The sequence below is a fragment of the Pseudomonas sp. P1_F1_2 genome (assembly GCF_056405815.1).
In genome coordinates, this window is the sequence record NZ_JBFUBK010000013.1 from 40,489 (window position 1) to 59,351 (window position 18,863).

General features: G+C 60.8%; 20 protein-coding genes. 14 read left to right on the top strand and 6 right to left on the bottom strand.

Annotated features, from left to right (window positions below; genetic code table 11):
* Position 1 precedes the first annotated feature (1 nt).
* From AC1D2P_RS06065 to AC1D2P_RS06090, 6 genes are all read right to left on the bottom strand, one after another.
* On the bottom strand, positions 2-667 hold the full coding sequence (locus AC1D2P_RS06065; protein WP_046031434.1) for a response regulator transcription factor: 666 nt from the start codon (positions 665-667) through the stop codon (positions 2-4).
* Positions 668-723: 56 nt separating this feature from the next.
* The gene (locus AC1D2P_RS06070; RefSeq protein WP_046031433.1) at positions 724-1,281 is read right to left on the bottom strand and encodes a PQQ-dependent catabolism-associated CXXCW motif protein; all 558 of its coding nucleotides are present in this window, start codon (positions 1,279-1,281) and stop codon (positions 724-726) included.
* A 137-nt stretch (positions 1,282-1,418) separates the two neighbouring features.
* Positions 1,419-2,210, bottom strand: a complete 792-nt coding sequence (locus AC1D2P_RS06075; RefSeq protein WP_477758110.1) for an ABC transporter permease — start codon at positions 2,208-2,210, stop codon at positions 1,419-1,421.
* Entirely contained in the window at positions 2,207-2,947 is a 741-nt protein-coding gene (locus AC1D2P_RS06080) for an ABC transporter ATP-binding protein (RefSeq protein ID WP_109786148.1), read from the bottom strand. The genes AC1D2P_RS06075 and AC1D2P_RS06080 overlap by 4 nt, the downstream gene beginning before the upstream one ends.
* Complete coding sequence (locus tag AC1D2P_RS06085; RefSeq protein WP_109786147.1) at positions 2,944-3,903, bottom strand: YVTN family beta-propeller repeat protein; 960 nt, start codon at positions 3,901-3,903, stop codon at positions 2,944-2,946. The genes AC1D2P_RS06080 and AC1D2P_RS06085 overlap by 4 nt, the downstream gene beginning before the upstream one ends.
* Positions 3,904-3,933: 30 nt before the next feature.
* Complete coding sequence (locus tag AC1D2P_RS06090) at positions 3,934-5,118, bottom strand: ABC transporter substrate-binding protein (protein WP_046031429.1); 1,185 nt, start codon at positions 5,116-5,118, stop codon at positions 3,934-3,936.
* Positions 5,119-5,275: 157 nt separating this feature from the next.
* Here AC1D2P_RS06090 and AC1D2P_RS06095 point away from each other — a divergent pair, with 157 nt between their 5' ends.
* From AC1D2P_RS06095 to AC1D2P_RS06160, 14 genes are all read left to right on the top strand, one after another.
* Complete coding sequence (locus AC1D2P_RS06095) at positions 5,276-5,398, top strand: hypothetical protein (RefSeq protein WP_256594772.1); 123 nt, start codon at positions 5,276-5,278, stop codon at positions 5,396-5,398.
* Positions 5,399-5,546: 148 nt separating this feature from the next.
* Positions 5,547-6,008 carry a cytochrome c-550 PedF gene (pedF, locus tag AC1D2P_RS06100; RefSeq protein ID WP_109786146.1) on the top strand — a complete coding sequence of 154 codons (462 nt, stop codon included), beginning with the start codon at positions 5,547-5,549 and terminating at the stop codon, positions 6,006-6,008.
* 4 nt (positions 6,009-6,012) lie between these two features.
* Positions 6,013-6,888: a substrate-binding periplasmic protein gene (locus tag AC1D2P_RS06105; RefSeq protein WP_046031427.1), complete on the top strand. Its 876-nt coding sequence runs from the start codon at positions 6,013-6,015 to the stop codon at positions 6,886-6,888.
* 9 nt (positions 6,889-6,897) lie between these two features.
* Positions 6,898-7,659 (top strand): quinoprotein dehydrogenase-associated SoxYZ-like carrier, encoded by a 762-nt coding sequence (locus tag AC1D2P_RS06110; protein ID WP_109786145.1) that lies wholly within the window; start codon positions 6,898-6,900, stop codon positions 7,657-7,659.
* 16 nt (positions 7,660-7,675) lie between these two features.
* Positions 7,676-8,614, top strand: a complete 939-nt coding sequence (locus AC1D2P_RS06115; RefSeq protein WP_477758111.1) for a quinoprotein relay system zinc metallohydrolase 1 — start codon at positions 7,676-7,678, stop codon at positions 8,612-8,614.
* Between the two features lie 142 nt (positions 8,615-8,756).
* Positions 8,757-10,532 carry a PQQ-dependent methanol/ethanol family dehydrogenase gene (locus AC1D2P_RS06120; RefSeq protein WP_046031424.1) on the top strand — a complete coding sequence of 592 codons (1,776 nt, stop codon included), beginning with the start codon at positions 8,757-8,759 and terminating at the stop codon, positions 10,530-10,532.
* 129 nt (positions 10,533-10,661) lie between these two features.
* Positions 10,662-12,182 (top strand): acetaldehyde dehydrogenase ExaC, encoded by a 1,521-nt coding sequence (gene exaC / locus AC1D2P_RS06125; protein WP_258666031.1) that lies wholly within the window; start codon positions 10,662-10,664, stop codon positions 12,180-12,182.
* 256 nt (positions 12,183-12,438) lie between these two features.
* Entirely contained in the window at positions 12,439-12,510 is a 72-nt protein-coding gene (gene pqqA, locus AC1D2P_RS06130) for a pyrroloquinoline quinone precursor peptide PqqA (protein ID WP_003253598.1), read from the top strand.
* Positions 12,511-12,565: 55 nt separating this feature from the next.
* Positions 12,566-13,480, top strand: a complete 915-nt coding sequence (gene pqqB / locus AC1D2P_RS06135) for a pyrroloquinoline quinone biosynthesis protein PqqB (RefSeq protein ID WP_046031422.1) — start codon at positions 12,566-12,568, stop codon at positions 13,478-13,480.
* Positions 13,481-13,624: 144 nt separating this feature from the next.
* Complete coding sequence (pqqC, locus tag AC1D2P_RS06140; protein WP_046031421.1) at positions 13,625-14,377, top strand: pyrroloquinoline-quinone synthase PqqC; 753 nt, start codon at positions 13,625-13,627, stop codon at positions 14,375-14,377.
* Positions 14,374-14,646, top strand: coding sequence for a pyrroloquinoline quinone biosynthesis peptide chaperone PqqD (gene pqqD, locus AC1D2P_RS06145; protein WP_109786142.1), 273 nt, complete (start codon positions 14,374-14,376; stop codon positions 14,644-14,646). The genes pqqC and pqqD overlap by 4 nt, the downstream gene beginning before the upstream one ends.
* Positions 14,624-15,766 carry a pyrroloquinoline quinone biosynthesis protein PqqE gene (gene pqqE / locus AC1D2P_RS06150; RefSeq protein ID WP_477758112.1) on the top strand — a complete coding sequence of 381 codons (1,143 nt, stop codon included), beginning with the start codon at positions 14,624-14,626 and terminating at the stop codon, positions 15,764-15,766. Before pqqD ends, pqqE begins: the two co-directional genes overlap by 23 nt.
* Before the next feature lie 214 nt (positions 15,767-15,980).
* Entirely contained in the window at positions 15,981-17,144 is a 1,164-nt protein-coding gene (gene ercA, locus AC1D2P_RS06155) for an alcohol dehydrogenase-like regulatory protein ErcA (RefSeq protein WP_477811345.1), read from the top strand.
* Complete coding sequence (locus AC1D2P_RS06160) at positions 17,128-18,855, top strand: PAS domain-containing hybrid sensor histidine kinase/response regulator (protein ID WP_223525201.1); 1,728 nt, start codon at positions 17,128-17,130, stop codon at positions 18,853-18,855. Before ercA ends, AC1D2P_RS06160 begins: the two co-directional genes overlap by 17 nt.
* The last annotated feature ends 8 nt before the right edge of the window (positions 18,856-18,863 follow it).

Below are 18,863 nucleotides of genomic sequence, written 5' to 3' on the forward strand. Positions count from 1 at the left end.
TTCAACGCCGCAAATAAGACCCGAAATCAATATCCCCGGCACTCAAGATCGCCTGCACCCGGTTGTGCACGTTGAGTTTGCGCAGGATCGCCGAGACGTGGGCCTTTACCGTGGTTTCGGCAATTTCCAGGGTGTAGGCGATCTGCTTGTTCGACTCACCTTTGGTCATGCGTTCGAGCACCTGCAATTGCTTGCGGGTCAGGGCCTGGAGCAGTTCGGGCGGGAAGCTCGGGGTGTCGTTCATCCGCCGGTGAGTGCTGCTTTTGGTCGTGCGAATGATGTCCGGGGGCAGGTAGACATTGCCGTTGAGGATTTGCTGGATCGCGTCGGTCATCTGAGTACGTGGCGAAGACTTGGTGATGAAGCCCACGGCGCCGTAAGTGATGGCTTGCAGGACGATTTGTTTGTCCTGCTCGGCGGAGACAATTACCACCGGAATGGTGGGCGCCTCGTTGCGCAGGTTGATCAGGCCATTGAGACCATGCATGCCGGGCATGTTCAGGTCGAGCAGGATCAGGTCCAGGTCGTCGTGTTCCTGAGTGAGCGCCAGGGCACTGTCGAGGTCGGCCGTTTCCATGACTTCGCTATTCGGGAAACCATCGCTGATGACGTTATGAATTGCTTCGCGGAACAGCGGGTGATCGTCGGCAATCAGAATTTTGTACATAGCCTTTCACCTCATTATTTTGATTATGGTGTGGCAACAACACGCCAGCGTAAAGGTCAGGGGAAAGGTTCGGGCCGGGCGGGCGTCACGGGCAGGTTTGCCGCTTGCCAGGCGTCCAGGCCGTCGCGATACCAATACAACGTCTTATAGCCCATGGTGGCGGCACGTTTAACCGCGTTCCAGCTCAACCAGCAGTCGGAGCGGCAATAGAAGACCAGCGGTTGCGCCGGATCGCCGGCGGTCAATGCCTTCAGGTTTCGCGCAAAGTAAGCCTGCCAGTCGGGCGTCAGGTTGCCGTCGCCGGTATTGGCCAGCCAATGACTGCCGGGCAGGTTTTCATGGGGCTGGTCTTCGATAAAACGCCCTTGCAGCCATTGGCGGCGATAGACGTCGATCAGAATCGGGGCAGGGGTTTGACTGAGCAGGTCTTGCAGGGCAGGGGTGTCAATCAGCGTMGCGCCTTGCAGGCTGTTGGGCGTCGGGCTGCGGTACAGGTCGATGCGATAGCCATCGGGCGAAAACAGCGCTGGCTCAGCCTGCGCGGTGCCCAGCAACAGGCTCAGCGACAGCGCAGCGAGAGTAGGGCGCAACAGACAACGTCGGGCACGCGGCATGGGTTCAATCCTTATAGTTATGAACCTATTACATGCCAGTCGGGGTGCGTTGGGAATGAGACGATAGACAGGTAAACCCGTACTAAAGTAGTAATTTTGCCGTGTTCAATGAAGATCAACGGTGCGGCGCTGTGTCATTAGCCGGCTTTGCGCAAGGCCGCATGCTGCGGGTTGAAGGTGAGCACGGCGAGTAACGTGAACATCACGGTCAGCCCCCCACACACCGCCAGTGCGAGCGGATTGAAGCGTTCATAAAGGGCAAACCGCACCAGCTCCACCGCATGAGTGAACGGGTTCACCGCGCACAGCCAGTACAACCACTCGTTGGCCTCACGCATTTTCCACAGCGGATACAGCGCCGATGAGAGGAAAAATAGCGGGAAGATCACGAAATTCATCACCCCGGCAAAGTTCTCCAATTGGCGAATGGCGTTCGACAGCAACAGGCCGAGTGCGCTGAGCATCAACGCCACCAGCAACAGCGCGGGCAGGGCAATCATCAAACCCATGGCCGGTGGCTGCACGCCGTAAACCCAGGCAATCGCCAAAAAGGCATAGACCTGCAGCAGTGAAATCAGTGAAGTGGCCAACAGCTTGCTGCACAGCAGAAAGGTTCGCGGCAGCGGGCTGGTCAGCAGCACGCGCATGCTGCCCATTTCGCGGTCGTACACCATCGACAGCGAGCCTTGCATGCCGTTGAACAGCAGAATCATGCAGGCAAGGCCAGGGATGATGTAGACCTCGTACGGAATGTAGGTGTCGTAGGGCTCGATGATCGCGATGCCCAGGGCCGCCCGGAAACCGGCGGCGAACACGAGTAGCCACAACAGCGGCCGTACCAGCGCACTGAGAAATCGCGTGCGCTGCAACACAAAGCGCAGCCATTCGCGCAACACGATGCCGCTAAAACATTGCCAGTAAGCATTCATCGAGCAACTCCTGTGGTCGCCAACGTGGTCAGGCGGGTGAAGACTGAGCCGAGGTCTGCGCCGTATTCCAGGCTCAATTCACTGGCCTGTCCGCTGGCCACCAACCGGCCCAGATGGAGAATCAGCAAATCGTCGCCGGCCTGCACTTCGTCCAGTAAATGAGTGGCCCAGAGCACGCTGATGTGGTGCTCGCGGCACAGGTTGCGAATGTGCTGGTTGAGCGCCAGGCGACTGGCGGGATCGAGCCCTGCACTGGCTTCGTCAAGCAGCAACAGGCGCGGCTCATGCAATAGGGCGCGGGCGATTTCCACCCGACGGCGATGACCGCCATTGAGTTCGCGCACCCGTTCGTGGCGGCGTTCAGTCAGGGCTTGACGGGTCAACTCGGCGTCGACACGAATGCCGGTCTGGCGCCGCGACAAGCCGTGCAACGCCGCGTGATAACGCAGGTTCTGCTCGACGCTGAGGTCCAGGTCCAGCGTGCTTTGCTGAAACACCACACCTAACTGCTTGAGTGCCGGGCGAGGTGCCTGGCGCAATGAATTCCCACCGACCCGGATGTCACCGTGTTGCAGGTCATAGAGCCGGGTCAGCAGGGCGATCAGGGTCGATTTGCCGGCGCCGTTGGGGCCCAGTAAAGCGGCGAAACGCCCCGGTTCCAGGCTGAAATTCAAATGGCGCAAGGCTTCCCGGGGGCCGTAGGCGAAGCTCAGGTCGCTGACTTCCAGGGCGTTCATGGCGTCACCACCACGCCCCACGGGTAGCGTCCGACTTTCACCGATTTGCTCACCTTCAGGCTGTCGACATCGATGATCGACACATCACCGCTGACGCCATTGGTGGCCAGCAGTTGTTTTTGGTCCGGTGTGAATGCCAACTGCCAGACACGCCGGCCCACCAGCAGGTAGTCGAGGATGTCGAATGTCTTGGCATCGATGACCGCCACATGATTGGCCGGACCGAGTGCGACGAAAGCGTACTTGCCATCGGCGCTGAGCTTGATCCCCACCGGCTGGACCTTGTCCGGGTGCACGCCTTTGATCTGGAAGTTCAGGGTCTTGAGGATCTTGCGGCTGGCCACATCGAGAATCGTCACCGTGCCGCCAATTTCCGCTGAAGCCCAAAGCTGTGAACCGTCCTGATTGAACTCGACAAAGCGCGGTCGCTGGTCCACCAGGGTGCTGTCGGCGAGGGTCTGGGTGCTGGTGTCGATCCAGTGCAGCATGTTGGTGGTTTCGCTGGTGTTCACCGCCCACTTGCCGTCGGGGCTGACGGCCATGCCTTCGGGCTCGACGCCGACGTTGATCTGGCCGAGCACTTTGGAGGTTTCGGTGTCGATCACGGTGACCAACGCATCGTCTTCGTTGGAGACGTACAACCAGCGGTTGTTGGGGTGCAGGGCGAATTGTTCGGGGTCTTTGCCTGAAGGCAGTTCCTTGATGATCTTGCGCGTGGCCACGTCCATCACCTGGACCCGGTCCGAGTCACTGGCGCAGATGTACAGCAGCTTGTTGTCATGGGACAGCAGCAGGCCGCGCGGGCGCTGGCCGACGGGCAAGGTGTCGGTGACTTGCTGAGTCTGCATGTCGATCAGGCTCAGGGTGTTGTCCTTTTCGTTAGAGACCCAGGCGGTGCTGGCAGCGGCATGGCCGGCGGCGAGCAGCAGGGCGCATGAAAGCAGGGTGCGGCGCATGGCGGATTCCTTGTTGTTGTAATTATCGAGTCAGGGAAAGCGGCAGCTGACCTCGGGCTTGTCGTAGCCCAGGCTGTCCATTTCGTTGAAGGGGTGTAGAAAGCCGTCCTGCGGTGAGGTACTGACCAGTGCCCGGGGCTGGACGATGGGGATCGGCTGGCGCAACTGGCCGTTCCATGGGCGATAACTGAGCTTGCGTCCTTTGAAACCGTCCAGCGGCAACTGATCGCTGATTTCAAGCGTCCGAATCGCCATCGGCTCGGTCTGACCCAGTTTGCTCACGGCACTGGCGATGCTGCGCACGGCGATCCACGCAGCGAAATCGCGGTCGTTCATCCAGCGTCCGGCCAGGGCTTCAAAACGCTTTTGCAGCTGTGCAGCGCCGTAGGTTTCCACGGTCTTGTGCCAGCCCACCGGGGTCAGGCCCTGAGTGCCGGCGACCGGGCGCGGGAACCAGGTCTGGTAGGGCACGTATTCACCGAAGTCGCCGCGTTCATCGGCCACCAGCACCACGTCATATTCGGCGGTCTGGGTGAAGAGCGGCATGTCGGCTTGGGCGCTGCGGCGTTGATCGTTATCGAAGCTCCAGGGTTTTTCCGCGACCAGTTGCAGACCGAAGCGCTTGGCGGCGCGGCGCAGGGCGGCGGCATAGGCTTGATCGTCAGGAGTCGGGCCGACAATTAGCAGCGCCCGTTGCCATTTGCGCACCACCAGAAATTGCGCCAGGGCATCGGCGAGCATCGCCCGACTCGGCAAGGTGTGCAGCACGTTCGGCAAGCAATCGGTGGTGCGCAAGCGGTCGTCGGGACTGCCGGCGTTGAATAGCAGGCTGTCGGGCAGGGCGGCGCTGAGTTGGCGCAAGGTGTCGACCGGAGCGTTCACCACAAACAGACGCAGGCCCTGTGCGTGCTGGTTTTTGGCCGCTTCAAGCAAGGCTTGCGGGTTGTCGACGCTGGCGCTGAGCAGGCTGTAACCATGGTTGAGAAAACGCCCGGTGCTGTTGCTGTCGGTGATCGCCAGTTCGGCGCCGCGCAGCCCGGCATCAGCCGGCTCGGGAATGACGTTCGACAACAGTGGCCCCGGATCGGGGCGATACCCCAGGTAGCCGATTCGCACCTGCAATGGCGCGTCTGCCGCCTGGCTGTGGGTGGCCACGCCCGCAGCGCAGGCAATCGCCAGCAGGTAGAGCAAGGCGTAAGGGGCAAGCTGGCGCATAGGGCACTCCTTTACAGGTAGCGCCAGCATAGGAAGCCCGTCGAGCTGGGGAAATATGCAGAAAGTACCGGTCGGCCAGTACCAAGGTAGTAACTCGCCCCGTGCGGCGCGGCTCTAGCATGGGCTGAAACGGTCATCGCCCGGGAGGAGAACGTCCATGCGAATTATCAAAGCGCTGCTCCTGCCTTTTTTGCTGATTTTGACCCTGATCGGCGTCGACCGGCTTCACGGCCCGCATCCACTGCCGTTACCCGTGTTGCCCACCACCCCGGGTCGCTAGGGCTGCTCCCGGTGTCGATCCATCGCCTTACTACCAAGGGACTAGGCGGCGAACACCAAAGCAGCATGGGGTGAATGCGAAGCCGTTTCTAAGATGGGTGCCATAGCCTCTGCCAAGAGGTTTTGCGTGCAATCCAGAGGGCATAACAATGACAACAAAACGCAACGCCTTACTTATCGCCGGGCTGCTGGCCGGTGTTATCAGTGCAGGTTCCGTATGGGCTCACGGCAACGTGGTGCCTCAAGCCGTGGAAACAAAAGGCCTGACGCCCATCAAGGACGCCGGTGTTCAGGTCGATGGCGATGGCTGGGCGGCAGTGAACCCCTACCGCACCTCCCCGGAGCACGACAAAGCGCTGGAAATCGGCTCGTCGGCCTACAACCAGAACTGTGCGGCGTGCCATGGCCTGGAAGCCAAGTCCGGCGGGATTGCCCCTGACTTGCGCATGCTGGATGTCGCTGAGTCGGGAGATGAGTGGTTTGTCGAACGCGTCCGTCATGGCGCAGTGCGTGACGGCCGGGTCTACATGCCGAAAATGGCTGACTACTTGAGCCAGGAAGCGTTGTGGGCGGTGCGCACTTATCTGGACAGCGTTCACGTCGAGGAGTAACCCCATGCGTCTGCTCGCGGTATTGATCAGCGCTGTGTGGCTGTGCTGCCAGGCGGTGCAGGCGCAGGTTCGCAATTACGACGAAATGATCGCCGCCGGGGAACTGAAAGTGGCGGTCTACAAAGACTTCGCCCCTTACAGTTTTGAGCAAGCCGGCCAGCCCCGAGGCGTTGATGTAGAACTCGCCGAGGCGTTGGCCAAGGCACTCGGTGTGCGCTTGACGCTGATGTGGGCGCCTGCCGGTGAAAAGCTCGACGACGATCTGCGCGACTACATATGGCGCGCCAGTGCACTGCACAACCAGCAACTGGCCGACCTGATGATGCGGGTGCCCTACGACCGTGACTACGCGCAGAGGCGCAACGAATTGGGCGAACTGGAAAACGGCCATGTGGTGATGTTCGGCCCCTACCAGAACGAACAATGGCAAGTGGCTTACGATCGTCGCCGACTGGACAAGGTCGCCAGCGTTGCAGTGTTCGAGCACCACCCGATTGGCGTCGAGGTCGACAGCGTGCCGTCGTTCTACCTGACCTCGGTGTTCAACGGCATGCTCGCCGGCAAAACCCACCACTACCCAGGCGTACCCCAGGCATTTGCGGCCATGAAGGCCGGAGAGGTCGACGCGGTGATGGCCATGCGTGGCGAAATTGACTGGCAGGTGCATGAAGCGGCCGACCCGCAAGTGGCACTGGCGGAGAACGCCTATCCGAACATGGGCAAACAGCTTTGGGAAATCGGCATGGCGGTGCACGAAAGCAACCGGCAATTGGCCTATGCCGTGGAAGAGGCACTGGAAGGCCTCATCCGCGACGGCTCGGTGAAAACGATCTACAGCCATTACGGCCTGCGGTATGACGTGCCCGAGATGTATCAATAGGAGCAGTTGATGAGCTGGCGAGTGACATGTCTGTTGGCCTGCTGGTTTCCCTGGATCGTTCAGGCCGCGAATATCGATCCGGGCAAGGACCCGGTGCCGTCGGTGATGTGGGGCTTCTATCACAAGCAGATGCTTGGTGATGCCCCCTTTGTTTTTGATGAGCGAGTGAAGCTGCTGGCGCCGCCGTTTGCCGAAGATGCCCGGCAAGTGCCGCTGGAAATCGATGCCCGCTCGTTCAAGGGCGAGGTGGTGAAAATCCTCGCCTGGGCCGAGCTCAACCCGCTGCCGAAAATTGTCGACTTCCAGCCGCTGGACCGTGTGCTGCCGTGGCTGTCGGTGCGGATTCGCATCGAACAGGCCACGCCGTTGCGCGCGGCGGTATTGACCCGTGATGGGCTATGGCACGTCGGTTCGACCCTGATCGACGCGGCGGGCGGTGGCTGCACCGCGCCGAGCGTCGTGCGCACCCAGCCAGGCTGGGAGGACCACATCGGCGAAGTGCTGGGTGGCCGCTATCCACGCAGTGAGTTCAGCCGATTACGTGTGCAGGTGGCGCATCCGATGGACAACGGCATGGTCAGCGGTATCCCGGAATTTTTCATCAACCATGCCGAATTGAAGGACCAGGACGGACAGGTGTTGGCCCGGCTTGAGTTGTTTCCCGCCGTCAGTGAAAACCCCAACCTGACCTTCGACATCGAAGGGGCAGGGCAGACACGCCTGTTCGTGCGGGACACCAGCGGCAACGAATTTGATGCGGCCATTCCCTGACCCAAAGGAGCGTTTCATGCGCTGGATACTGCTGATTGTGTTTAGCGTCAGTCTGTCGGCATTGGCCGACCTTGAATATTCACTCAAGCCCCGACAGATCGCCCAGGACACCTGGTTGCTGGAGGGCAGCACCGATAATTTTGCCAAGGATAACGGCGGCAACATCGTCAACACCGCCTTCATCGTCACCGAGCGCGGCGTGGTGGTCATCGACACCGGGCCGTCGAAACATTATGGCGAAGCGATGCGCAAGGCGATTGCCGCCATCACGGATAAACCGGTGATCCAGGTGTTATTGACGCACCATCACCCGGACCATGTGCTGGGCAATCAGGCCTTCACCGACGTGCCGATTGGTGCCTTGGCCGGCACCACCGAGCTGTTGCATCAACAAGGTGATGCGATGGCCGAGAACCTGTATCGAATGGTGGGGGACTGGATGCGCGGCACCGAAGTGGTGTTGCCTCGCCAAGAATTGACGCCGGGTCTCTACAGTTTTGGGAATCACGATTTGCGCTTGCTGAGCCTGGGTGGGCACTCAGGGGCGGATCTGGCTATTCTCGACCAGCAAACCGGCGTGCTGTTTGCCGGGGACCTGGTGTTTTATCAACGGGCCCTGACCACCCCCAACAGCCCCGGGTTGTCGGTGTGGCTGGCGGACATCGCCACGCTGCAGGACTTGCCATGGACGCTGATCGTGCCCGGCCACGGCCCGGTGGCCAGCGACTCAGGCCCCTTTGAGCAAATGCGTGACTACCTCACCTGGCTCGATCAACTGCTGCGCGACGGCGCGGCTAACGGCAGCGACATGGCCGAGATCATCCGCAGCCCCATCCCTGAACGTTTTGCCGGGATCAATCTGAGCCGTTATGAATTGATCCGCAGCGTTAGTCATTTGTACCCGCGTTACGAGCGTGGGCAGATGACCCGGGTCGATTCCGGCGCAAGCCGGTAAGGCCTGTACGAATTCGACCCGCTACTAAGGGATTAGGAATCTCCTTATTGCGGGTAATTGTTGTCGCGGCAGTGGCGCCCAAGAATCTGCACTACACCGGGAAACTTTCCCGCTAATAACAAAAACCGCAGAGGTAGCCGTCATGACTCAACCCGTACGTCGCCAGCCCTTCGTCTTGAGCCTGCTGCTCAGTGCCATGCTGTTGTCCGGCCAGGCATTGGCCGCCGTCTCCGACCAGGACATTCTCCAGGACCCGAAAAACCCGGAGCAAGTCGTCACCAACGGCCTGGGTGTCCAGGGGCAGCGCTACAGCCCGCTGGACATTCTCAACGTCGATAACGTGAAGGAATTGCGGCCGGCCTGGGCGTTTTCCTTCGGTGGTGAAAAACAGCGTGGCCAGCAAGCGCAGCCGATGGTCAAGGACGGCGTGATGTACATGACCGGCTCGTACTCCCGGGTGTTCGCCGTGGATGCACGCACTGGCAAAAAGCTTTGGCAATACGATGCACGTCTGCCGGATGACATCCGCCCGTGCTGCGACGTCATCAACCGGGGTGTTGCGTTGTATGGCGACCTGGTGATTTTCGGCACCCTCGACGCCAAGCTCGTGGCGCTGAACAAGGACACCGGCAAGGTGGTCTGGAGCAAGAAAGTCGCTGACCACAAGGAAGGCTATTCGATCAGCGCCGCGCCGCTGGTGATCAACGGCAAACTGATTACCGGCGTGGCTGGTGGCGAGTTTGGCGTGGTCGGCAAGATTGAAGCCTATGACCCGAAAAACGGTGATCTGCTGTGGACCCGTCCCACCGTCGAAGGCCACATGGGTTATGTCTACAAGGACGGCAAAGCCGTGGAAAACGGCATCTCTGGCGGCGAGGCGGGCAAGACCTGGCCGGGCGACCTCTGGAAAACCGGTGGCGCCGCCCCTTGGCTGGGTGGCTACTACGACCCGGAAACCAATTTGCTGCTGTTCGGCACTGGCAACCCCGCGCCATGGAACTCGCACCTGCGCCCTGGCGACAACCTCTATTCGTCGTCGCGACTGGCGCTAAATCCAGACGACGGCACCATCAAATGGCACTTCCAGAGCACGCCCCATGATGGTTGGGACTACGACGGCGTGAACGAACTGGTGTCGTTCAACTACACCGAGGGTGGCAAAGAAATCAAAGCGGCGGCCACCGCTGACCGCAACGGTTTCTTCTATGTACTGGATCGCACCAACGGCAAATTCATCCGCGGCTTCCCGTTCGTGGACAAAATCACCTGGGCCACCGGGCTCGATAAAAACGGCCGGCCCATCTACAACGAAGCCAGCCGTCCGGGTGCCCCGGGTTCTGAGGCCAAGGGCAGTTCGGTCTTCGTAGCGCCAGCGTTCCTCGGCGCGAAAAACTGGATGCCGATGGCTTACAACAGGGACACCGGGCTGTTTTACGTGCCGTCCAACGAGTGGGGCATGGACATCTGGAACGAAGGCATCGCCTACAAAAAAGGCGCGGCATTCCTCGGTGCCGGCTTCACCATCAAGCCATTGAACGAAGACTACATCGGCGTGCTGCGCGCCATTGACCCGAAAACCGGCAAGGAAGTCTGGCGCCACAAGAACTACGCGCCGCTGTGGGGCGGGGTGCTGACCACCAAGGGCAACCTGGTGTTCACCGGCACGCCGGAAGGTTTCCTGCAGGCGTTCAATGCCAAGACGGGCGAGAAAGTCTGGGAGTTCCAGACGGGTTCCGGCGTACTCGGCTCACCCGTGACCTGGGAAATGGACGGCGAACAATACGTGTCGGTCCTCTCCGGCTGGGGCGGCGCCGTGCCGTTGTGGGGCGGAGAAGTGGCCAAGCGGGTGAAGGACTTTAACCAGGGCGGCATGCTCTGGACCTTCAAGCTGCCAAAAGACCTCGTCGCCAAGCACTGATCGACGTCACCTACTACCAAATAACGAGAGTCCCCCTGCCAACGGCGCATTCGTCTGGTACGCGGGGCTCTCTAGTATCGGTTCATCGCCTGTTGGTACGACAGGCATCGACCCAGACAGAGGCCCACCATGATCTACGCACAACCCGGAACCCCAGGCGCCGTCATTACCTTCAAACCACGCTACGGCAACTTTATCGGTGGCGAGTTTGTCGCACCGATCAATGGCGAGTATTTCACCAACACCTCGCCCGTCACCGGTGAGGTGATTGCCGAGTTCCCGCGCTCCAGCGCCGCTGACATCGACAAGGCGCTCGACGCCGCCCATGCCGCGGCCGATGCCTGGGGCAAGACCTCGGCTCAGGACCGCTCACTGGTGCTGCTGAAAATTGCCGATCGCATCGAACAGAACCTGGAAATCCTTGCCGTCACCGAAACCTGGGACAACGGCAAGGCCGTGCGCGAAACCCTGAACGCCGACGTGCCGCTGGCCGCCGACCACTTCCGTTACTTCGCTGGCTGCATTCGTGCTCAGGAAGGCGGGGCTGCCGAGATCAACGAGCTGACCACGGCCTATCACTTCCACGAGCCGCTGGGTGTGGTCGGGCAAATCATTCCGTGGAATTTCCCGCTGCTGATGGCCGCCTGGAAACTCGCCCCGGCCCTGGCCGCCGGCAACTGCATCGTGCTCAAGCCTGCCGAGCAAACGCCGCTGTCGATCATGGTCTTCGCCGAGCTCATCGCCGACCTGCTGCCGGCAGGGGTGTTGAACATCGTTCAAGGCTTCGGTCGCGAGGCCGGCGAAGCACTCGCCACCAGCAAGCGCATCGCCAAGATCGCCTTCACCGGCTCCACCCCGGTGGGCGCGCACATCATGCATTGCGCCGCCGAGAACATCATCCCGAGCACTGTCGAGCTGGGCGGCAAGTCGCCGAACATTTTCTTTGAAGACATCATGAACGCCGAGCCACAGTTCATTGAAAAAGCGGCCGAAGGTCTGGTGCTGGCGTTCTTCAACCAGGGCGAAGTGTGCACCTGCCCCTCACGAGCGCTGGTGCAGGAGTCGATCTACGAGCCCTTCATGGCCGAGGTGATGAAAAAGATCGTCAAGATCAAGCGCGGCAACCCGCTGGACACCGACACCATGGTCGGCGCCCAGGCGTCGGAGCAGCAATACGACAAGATTCTCTCGTACCTGAAAATTGCTCAAGAGGAGGGCGCCGAGCTCCTCACCGGTGGTGCCGCCGAGCGCCTTGAAGGTGACCTGTCCAGCGGCTATTACATCCAGCCGACCCTGCTCAAGGGCCACAACAAAATGCGCGTGTTCCAGGAAGAAATTTTCGGCCCGGTGGTGGGTATCACCACCTTCAAGGACGAAGCCGAAGCCCTGGCGATTGCCAATGACAGCGAGTTCGGCCTCGGTGCCGGCCTCTGGACCCGCGACATCAACCGCGCCTACCGCATGGGCCGGGCGATCAAGGCCGGGCGCGTCTGGACCAACTGCTATCACCTGTACCCGGCGCACGCGGCGTTCGGGGGCTACAAGAAGTCCGGCGTCGGTCGGGAAAACCACAAGATGATGCTCGATCACTACCAGCAGACCAAAAACCTGCTGGTGAGTTACGACATCAATCCGTTGGGGTTCTTCTGATTCCGCAAGAACACTGAAAAACCTGTGGGAGCGGGYTTGCCCGCGATGAGGCCAGCACATTCAACATTGATGTTGAACGTCAGGCCGCCATCGCGGGCAAGCCCGCTCCCACATTGGTTTTCTGTATCCCGATCCATGTGCAACACCCCCTACCAAATCACCCCCAAAACTCCTTCGAAAGTAGCATTCGGGCACTCAACGCCCCGTGCATTAATGGCTCTACCGGAATCGCCCGGCACAAGAAGAGGATTGACCCATGTGGACTAAACCCGCGTTTACCGATCTGCGTATTGGCTTCGAAGTGACGATGTATTTCGCCAACCGTTGATTGATCACCCGGCCAGCCGTCGCGTTGGCCGGGCCTGCCTTCAGGAGCCTCCACCATGCACATTCGCGTTCTCGGTTCCGCCGCTGGTGGTGGGTTTCCACAGTGGAACTGCAACTGCCGCCAGTGCGCCGGTGTGCGCAATGGCAGCCTGCGAGCACAGCGTCGTACGCAGTCGTCGATTGCCCTGAGCGACAACGGGGTGGACTGGGTGCTGTGCAACGCATCGCCGGACATTCGTGCGCAACTCGAGAGTTTCCCTCTGTTGCAACCGGCCCGTCAGTTGCGCGATAGCGCCATCGCGGGCGTCGTGCTGCTGGACAGCCAGATCGATCATTGCACCGGCCTGTTGAGCCTGCGCGAAGGCTGTCCGCATGCCGTTTGGTGCACCGAGCGGGTGCATCAGGACCTGAGCAGCGGCTTCCCGTTGTTCAACATGCTGCGGCACTGGAATGGCGGGTTGCAGTGGCAGCCGATTGGTCTGGATCGCCAGCCGTTCAGCCTGCCGGCCTGCGAGCACCTGCAATGGCGGGCGATTCCCTTGGTCAGCAATGCACCGCCGTACTCGCCCAATCGCGGCAATCCGCAACCGGGCGACACCATTGGCTTGTTCATTGAAGACCTGCGCAGCGGTGCCTCGCTGTTCTATGCGCCGGGCCTTGGGCAAGTCGACGATGAAGTGTTGGGCTGGATGCAACGTGCCGATTGTCTGCTGCTGGACGGCACCCTGTGGCGTGATGACGAAATGCGCATCTGCGAAGTCGGCCAGAGCCTGGGCAGCGAAATGGGGCATCTGTCGCAAAGTGGCCCCGGCGGCATGCTGGAAGTGCTGGAGGGTTTTACCCGCCAGCGCAAGGTGCTGATCCACATTAACAACACCAATCCGATCCTTGATGAAGACTCGGCTGAGCGCGCCTTGCTGGAGCGACGCGGGATCGAAGTGGCTTATGACGGCATGAGTATTGAGCTGTAGCGAAGGACGCCTTCGCGGGCAAGCCCGCTCCCACAATGGATTTCTGCTGTACATGAAATGTGTGTTCACACCGAACACCTGTGGGAGCGGGCTTGCTCGCGATGAGGCCGAACCAGACGCCGCAGAACTTCCCGGAGAACCGCAATGACTGACAACGCAATGACCCCCAGCGAATTCGAAGCCGCCTTGCGTGCCAAAGGCGCCTACTACCATATTCACCATCCCTTCCATCAAGCCATGTATGCCGGGCGTGCCAGCCGCGAGCAGATCCAGGGCTGGGTGGCCAATCGTTTCTACTACCAGATCAACATTCCGCTGAAGGACGCCGCGATTCTGGCCAACTGCCCGGACCGTGACGTGCGCCGGGAATGGCTGCAACGGATTCTCGACCACGACGGCGTCCCCGGCAGCGAGGGCGGTATCGAAGCCTGGCTGCGCCTGGGTGAAGCGGTGGGGCTGGATCGCGAACAGATCCTGTCCCAGGAACTGGTGCTGCCCGGGGTGCGCTTTGCGGTGGACGCCTACGTCAATTTCGCCCGTCGCGCCTGCTGGCAGGAAGCGGCCAGCAGTTCGCTGACCGAACTCTTTGCCCCACAGATCCATCAGTCGCGACTCGACGCCTGGCCGACCCATTACCCGTGGATCGAAGCCGCCGGCTATGACTATTTCCGCACGCGCCTGAGTCAGGCCAGACGCGATGTCGAGCACGGTTTGCGCATCACCCTGGCGCACTACGTGACCGCCGAGGGGCAGCAACGCATGCTGCAGATTCTGCAATTCAAACTCGACGTGCTGTGGAGCATGCTTGATGCCATGAGCATGGCCTACGAGCTGGAACGCCCGCCGTATCACACGGTCACTGCCGAGAACGTCTGGCACCGGGGGATTGCCCTGTGAGCCTGATCAACCGCCAACAGTCACCGGCCTTGCGTCGTGGTTTTCGCCTGCAATGGGAGCCTCGCCAGGATTGCCATGTGCTGCTGTACCCCGAAGGCATGATCAAACTCAATGGCAGTGCCGGTCAGATCCTCGGTCTGGTGAACGGTCAGCGCAGTGTCGCAACGATCATCGATCTACTGGCCGCGAATTTTCCCGGTGTGCCGGGAATTGACGAGGATGTGCTGGCGTTTCTGGAGGTGGCCCATGCGCAATTCTGGATCGAGTGAGACCCCGCCGGGACCGCCGTTGTGGCTGCTCGCCGAGCTGACCTACCGTTGTCCGCTGCAATGCCCCTATTGCTCCAATCCATTGGATTTTGCCCGGCACGGCGAGGAACTGAGCACGGAAGAATGGATTCGCGTATTCCGCGAAGCGCGGGACATGGGCGCCGCTCAATTGGGCTTTTCCGGTGGCGAGCCGCTGGTACGTCAGGACCTCGCCGAGCTGATCAAGGCTGCCCGGGACATGGGTTACTACACCAACCTGATCACCTCGGGCATCGGCCTGACCGAGCAGAAAGTGCGCGACTTCAAGGTGGCCGGGCTGGACCATATCCAAATCAGCTTCCAGGCCGCTGACGAAGCGGTCAATAACATGCTCGCCGGTTCGCGCAAGGCCTTCGCCCAGAAACTCGCCATGGCCAGGGCGGTGAAAGCCCAGGGCTACCCGATGGTCCTGAACTTCGTCACCCATCGGCACAACATCGACCGGATCGCGCAGATCATCGAGTTGTGCCTGGAACTGGAAGCGGACTTCGTCGAATTGGCCACCTGCCAGTTCTACGGCTGGGCTGAACTCAATCGCGTCGGCCTGTTGCCCACCCGCGAGCAATTGCAGCGTGCCGAGCGCGTCACCAACGAATATCGCCAACGTCTGGAAGCCCAGGGCCACCCGTGCAAGTTGATCTTCGTCACCCCGGACTACTACGAAGAGCGTCCCAAAACCTGCATGAACGGCTGGGCCAATCTTTTTCTCGACATCACCCCCGACGGTACTGCCTTGCCTTGCCACAGCGCCCGGCAGTTGCCTGTGCAGTTTCCCAACGTGCGTGAACACAGCCTCTCGCACATCTGGAATGACTCGTTCGGCTTCAATCGTTTTCGCGGCGATGACTGGATGAAGGAGCCGTGCCGCTCCTGCGACGAAAAACACAAGGACCTGGGCGGCTGCCGCTGCCAGGCCTTCATGCTGACCGGCGATGCCAGCAATGCCGACCCGGTGTGCAGCAAGTCCGCGCACCACGGTGTGATCCTCAAGGCTCGCGAGGAGGCCGAGGCGCCGGGGTTGGGAATAGAACACCTGACACTGCGCAATGCGAAGACTTCACAGCTGATCTATCGCGGCTAGTCTGGCGACACAAATCCCCTGTGGGAGCGGGCTTGCCCGCGWTGAGGGTGGCACATTCAACATCGATGTCGACTGTCAGGCAGCTATCGCGGGCAAGCCCGCTCCCACAGGAGGAGTACACCGCAGGTAGGGCTACCCATTGGTCTGATTGCATTCGCAGCTGGATGGTTTAGTGTGGTTTCTACCTTCCAAAACAATAAAAACAGGCTTTCCAATGAGCCAGAGTCTCAACCAGCTGCGTAAATTCGTTTCGCCTGAAATCATCTTCGGTGCCGGTAGCCGGCACAGTGTCGGTAATTACGCCAAGACTTTTGGCGCGCGCAAGGTGCTGGTGGTCAGTGATCCCGGTGTGATTGCCGCCGGCTGGGTCGCGGATGTCGAAGCCAGCCTGCAAGCCCTGGGTATCGAATACTGCCTTTACACCGATGTCTCGCCCAACCCACGGGTCGAAGAAGTGATGCTCGGTGCCGAGATGTACCGGGAAAACCACTGCGACGTGATCGTCGCCGTCGGTGGCGGCAGCCCGATGGACTGCGGCAAAGGCATCGGCATCGTCGTCGCCCATGGCCGCAGCATCCTGGAATTCGAGGGGGTGGACACCATCCGCGTACCCAGCCCGCCGCTGATTCTGATTCCGACCACCGCCGGCACCTCGGCCGACGTCTCGCAATTCGTGATTATTTCCAACCAGCAGGAGCGCATGAAGTTCTCCATCGTCAGCAAGGCCGTAGTGCCGGATGTTTCGCTGATCGATCCGGAAACCACCCTGAGCATGGACCCGTTCCTGTCGGCCTGTACTGGCATCGACGCGTTGGTGCATGCCATCGAAGCCTTCGTGTCCACTGGCCACGGGCCGCTGACCGACCCCCACGCGCTGGAGGCTATGCGCCTGATCAATGGCAACCTGGTGCAAATGATCRCCAACCCGACCGACATCGCCCTGCGCGAGAAAATCATGCTGGGCAGCATGCAGGCCGGGTTGGCGTTTTCCAACGCCATCCTGGGCGCGGTGCACGCCATGTCCCATAGCCTCGGCGGCTTTCTCGATCTGCCCCATGGCTTGTGCAATGCGGTGCTGGTGGAGCATGTCGTTGCCTTCAATTACAACTCGGCACCGGACCGCTTCAAGGTGATTGCCGAGACCTTCGGCATCGACTGCCGAGGCCTGAATCACCGCCAGATCTGCGGGCGTCTGGTCGAACACCTGATCGCCCTCAAGCACGCCATCGGCTTTCACGAAACCCTCGGTTTGCATGGCGTCAGGACCTCGGACATTCCGTTCCTGTCGCAGCATGCCATGCACGATCCGTGCATCCTGACCAACCCGCGTGAATCCAGTCAGCGTGATGTCGAGGTCGTCTATGGCGAAGCCCTCTGACGAGCAGCAACGGGCTCTGGCGGGGCTACTCGGGTTAGGCAGCCATTCGGCGCGCAAGAGTCATTACCCGGAATTGGCCGCGCGGCTCGACGAACTGGAAGCCGAGCGCAATCGCTACAAATGGCTGTTCGAAAACGCGGTGCAGGGAATTTTTCAGGCCAGCCTGCAAGAAGGCATGCGGGCCGCCAACCCCGCGCTGGCGCATATGCTTGGTTATCAGGACCCGCAGGAGGTGCTGTTCTCCCTGACCGACCTGGCCAGTAACCTGTTCGTCGACGGCGCGCAGGAGTTGGAAAACATCGGCGAAATCCTCAGGCACCAGTGCAGCCTCCATGGCTATGAGACCCGTCTGCGCCGCAAGGACGGCAGCCACCTCGATGTGTTGATGAACCTGCTGCTCAAGCCCGGTCAGGAGGGACTGGTGGAAGGCTTCGTCGCCGATATCACCGAGCGAAAACTGGCGCAGCAACGCCTGCAGCAACTCAACGACGAACTGGAGCAACGCGTCACCGCGCGCACCGATGAATTGTTGGAAGCCAACCGCAACCTGCAACAGCAGATTACTCAGCGTAAACAGATTGCCCGCGCCCTGCGCGATGCCCGCGACGCCGCCGAGGCGGCCAACCGCAGCAAGGACAAGTACCTCGCTGCCGCCAGTCACGACCTGCTGCAACCACTTAACGCCGCGCGCTTGCTGATATCGACGTTGCGTGAACGCAAACTGCCCGACGTCGAGCAGGTACTGGTCGAGCGCACCCATCAGGCGCTGGAAGGCGCGGAAGATCTGCTCACTGATTTGCTGGATATTTCCCGACTCGATCAAGCGGCGGTCAAACCAGACATCGGTCTGTATCGTCTGGACGAATTGCTCGGGCCGCTGGTTTCCGAGTTTCAGTCGGTCGCCGAAGCGGCCGGTCTGAATCTGCGGGTGCATGTGGGCGATTACGCCATCAGCACCGATCTGCGCCTGATGACCCGCATCCTGCGTAATTTTCTCAGTAACGCCTGCCGCTACACCGATGAGGGGAGCGTTCTGCTTGCGGCCCGCCGACGGGGAGCCATGCTGCGCCTGGAAGTCTGGGACACCGGGCGCGGCATCGCTGCGGACCGACTGGATTCGATTTTCCTGGAGTTCAACCAACTCGACGTCGGACGCGCTGCCGACCGCAAAGGCGTGGGGTTAGGACTGGCCATCGTTGAACGCATCGCCAAGATTCTGGGTTATCAGGTTCGGGTTAAATCGTTGCCAGGGCGTGGTTCGCTGTTCAGCATCGACGTACCGATTGCCCATGAGGTGCCGCTACCGATCAGTCAGGCCACACCTCAGTTGAGCACGGGCAATCCCTTGCCTGGCCGACGTTTGCTGGTGCTGGACAACGAAGTGAGCATTCTCGAGAGCATGAGCGCGCTGCTTGGGCAGTGGGGGTGCGAGGTGGTCACGGCCACCGACGAATCCTCCGCGCTGGCGGCCCTGCGCGGGCAACCACCGGAGCTTATTCTGGCGGACTATCACCTCGATCACGGCATTGTCGGGTGCGATGTGGTCAGGCATTTGCGCGAGCATTTCGGCCAGGCTATTCCGGCGGTGATCATCACGGCGGACCGTACGGACCAGTGTCGACGCTCATTGCAGAGACTCGGCGCACCGCTGCTGAACAAACCGGTGAAACCCGGCAAGCTGCGCGCGGCGCTGAGTCAAATGCTCGGATAGTGGCGTGG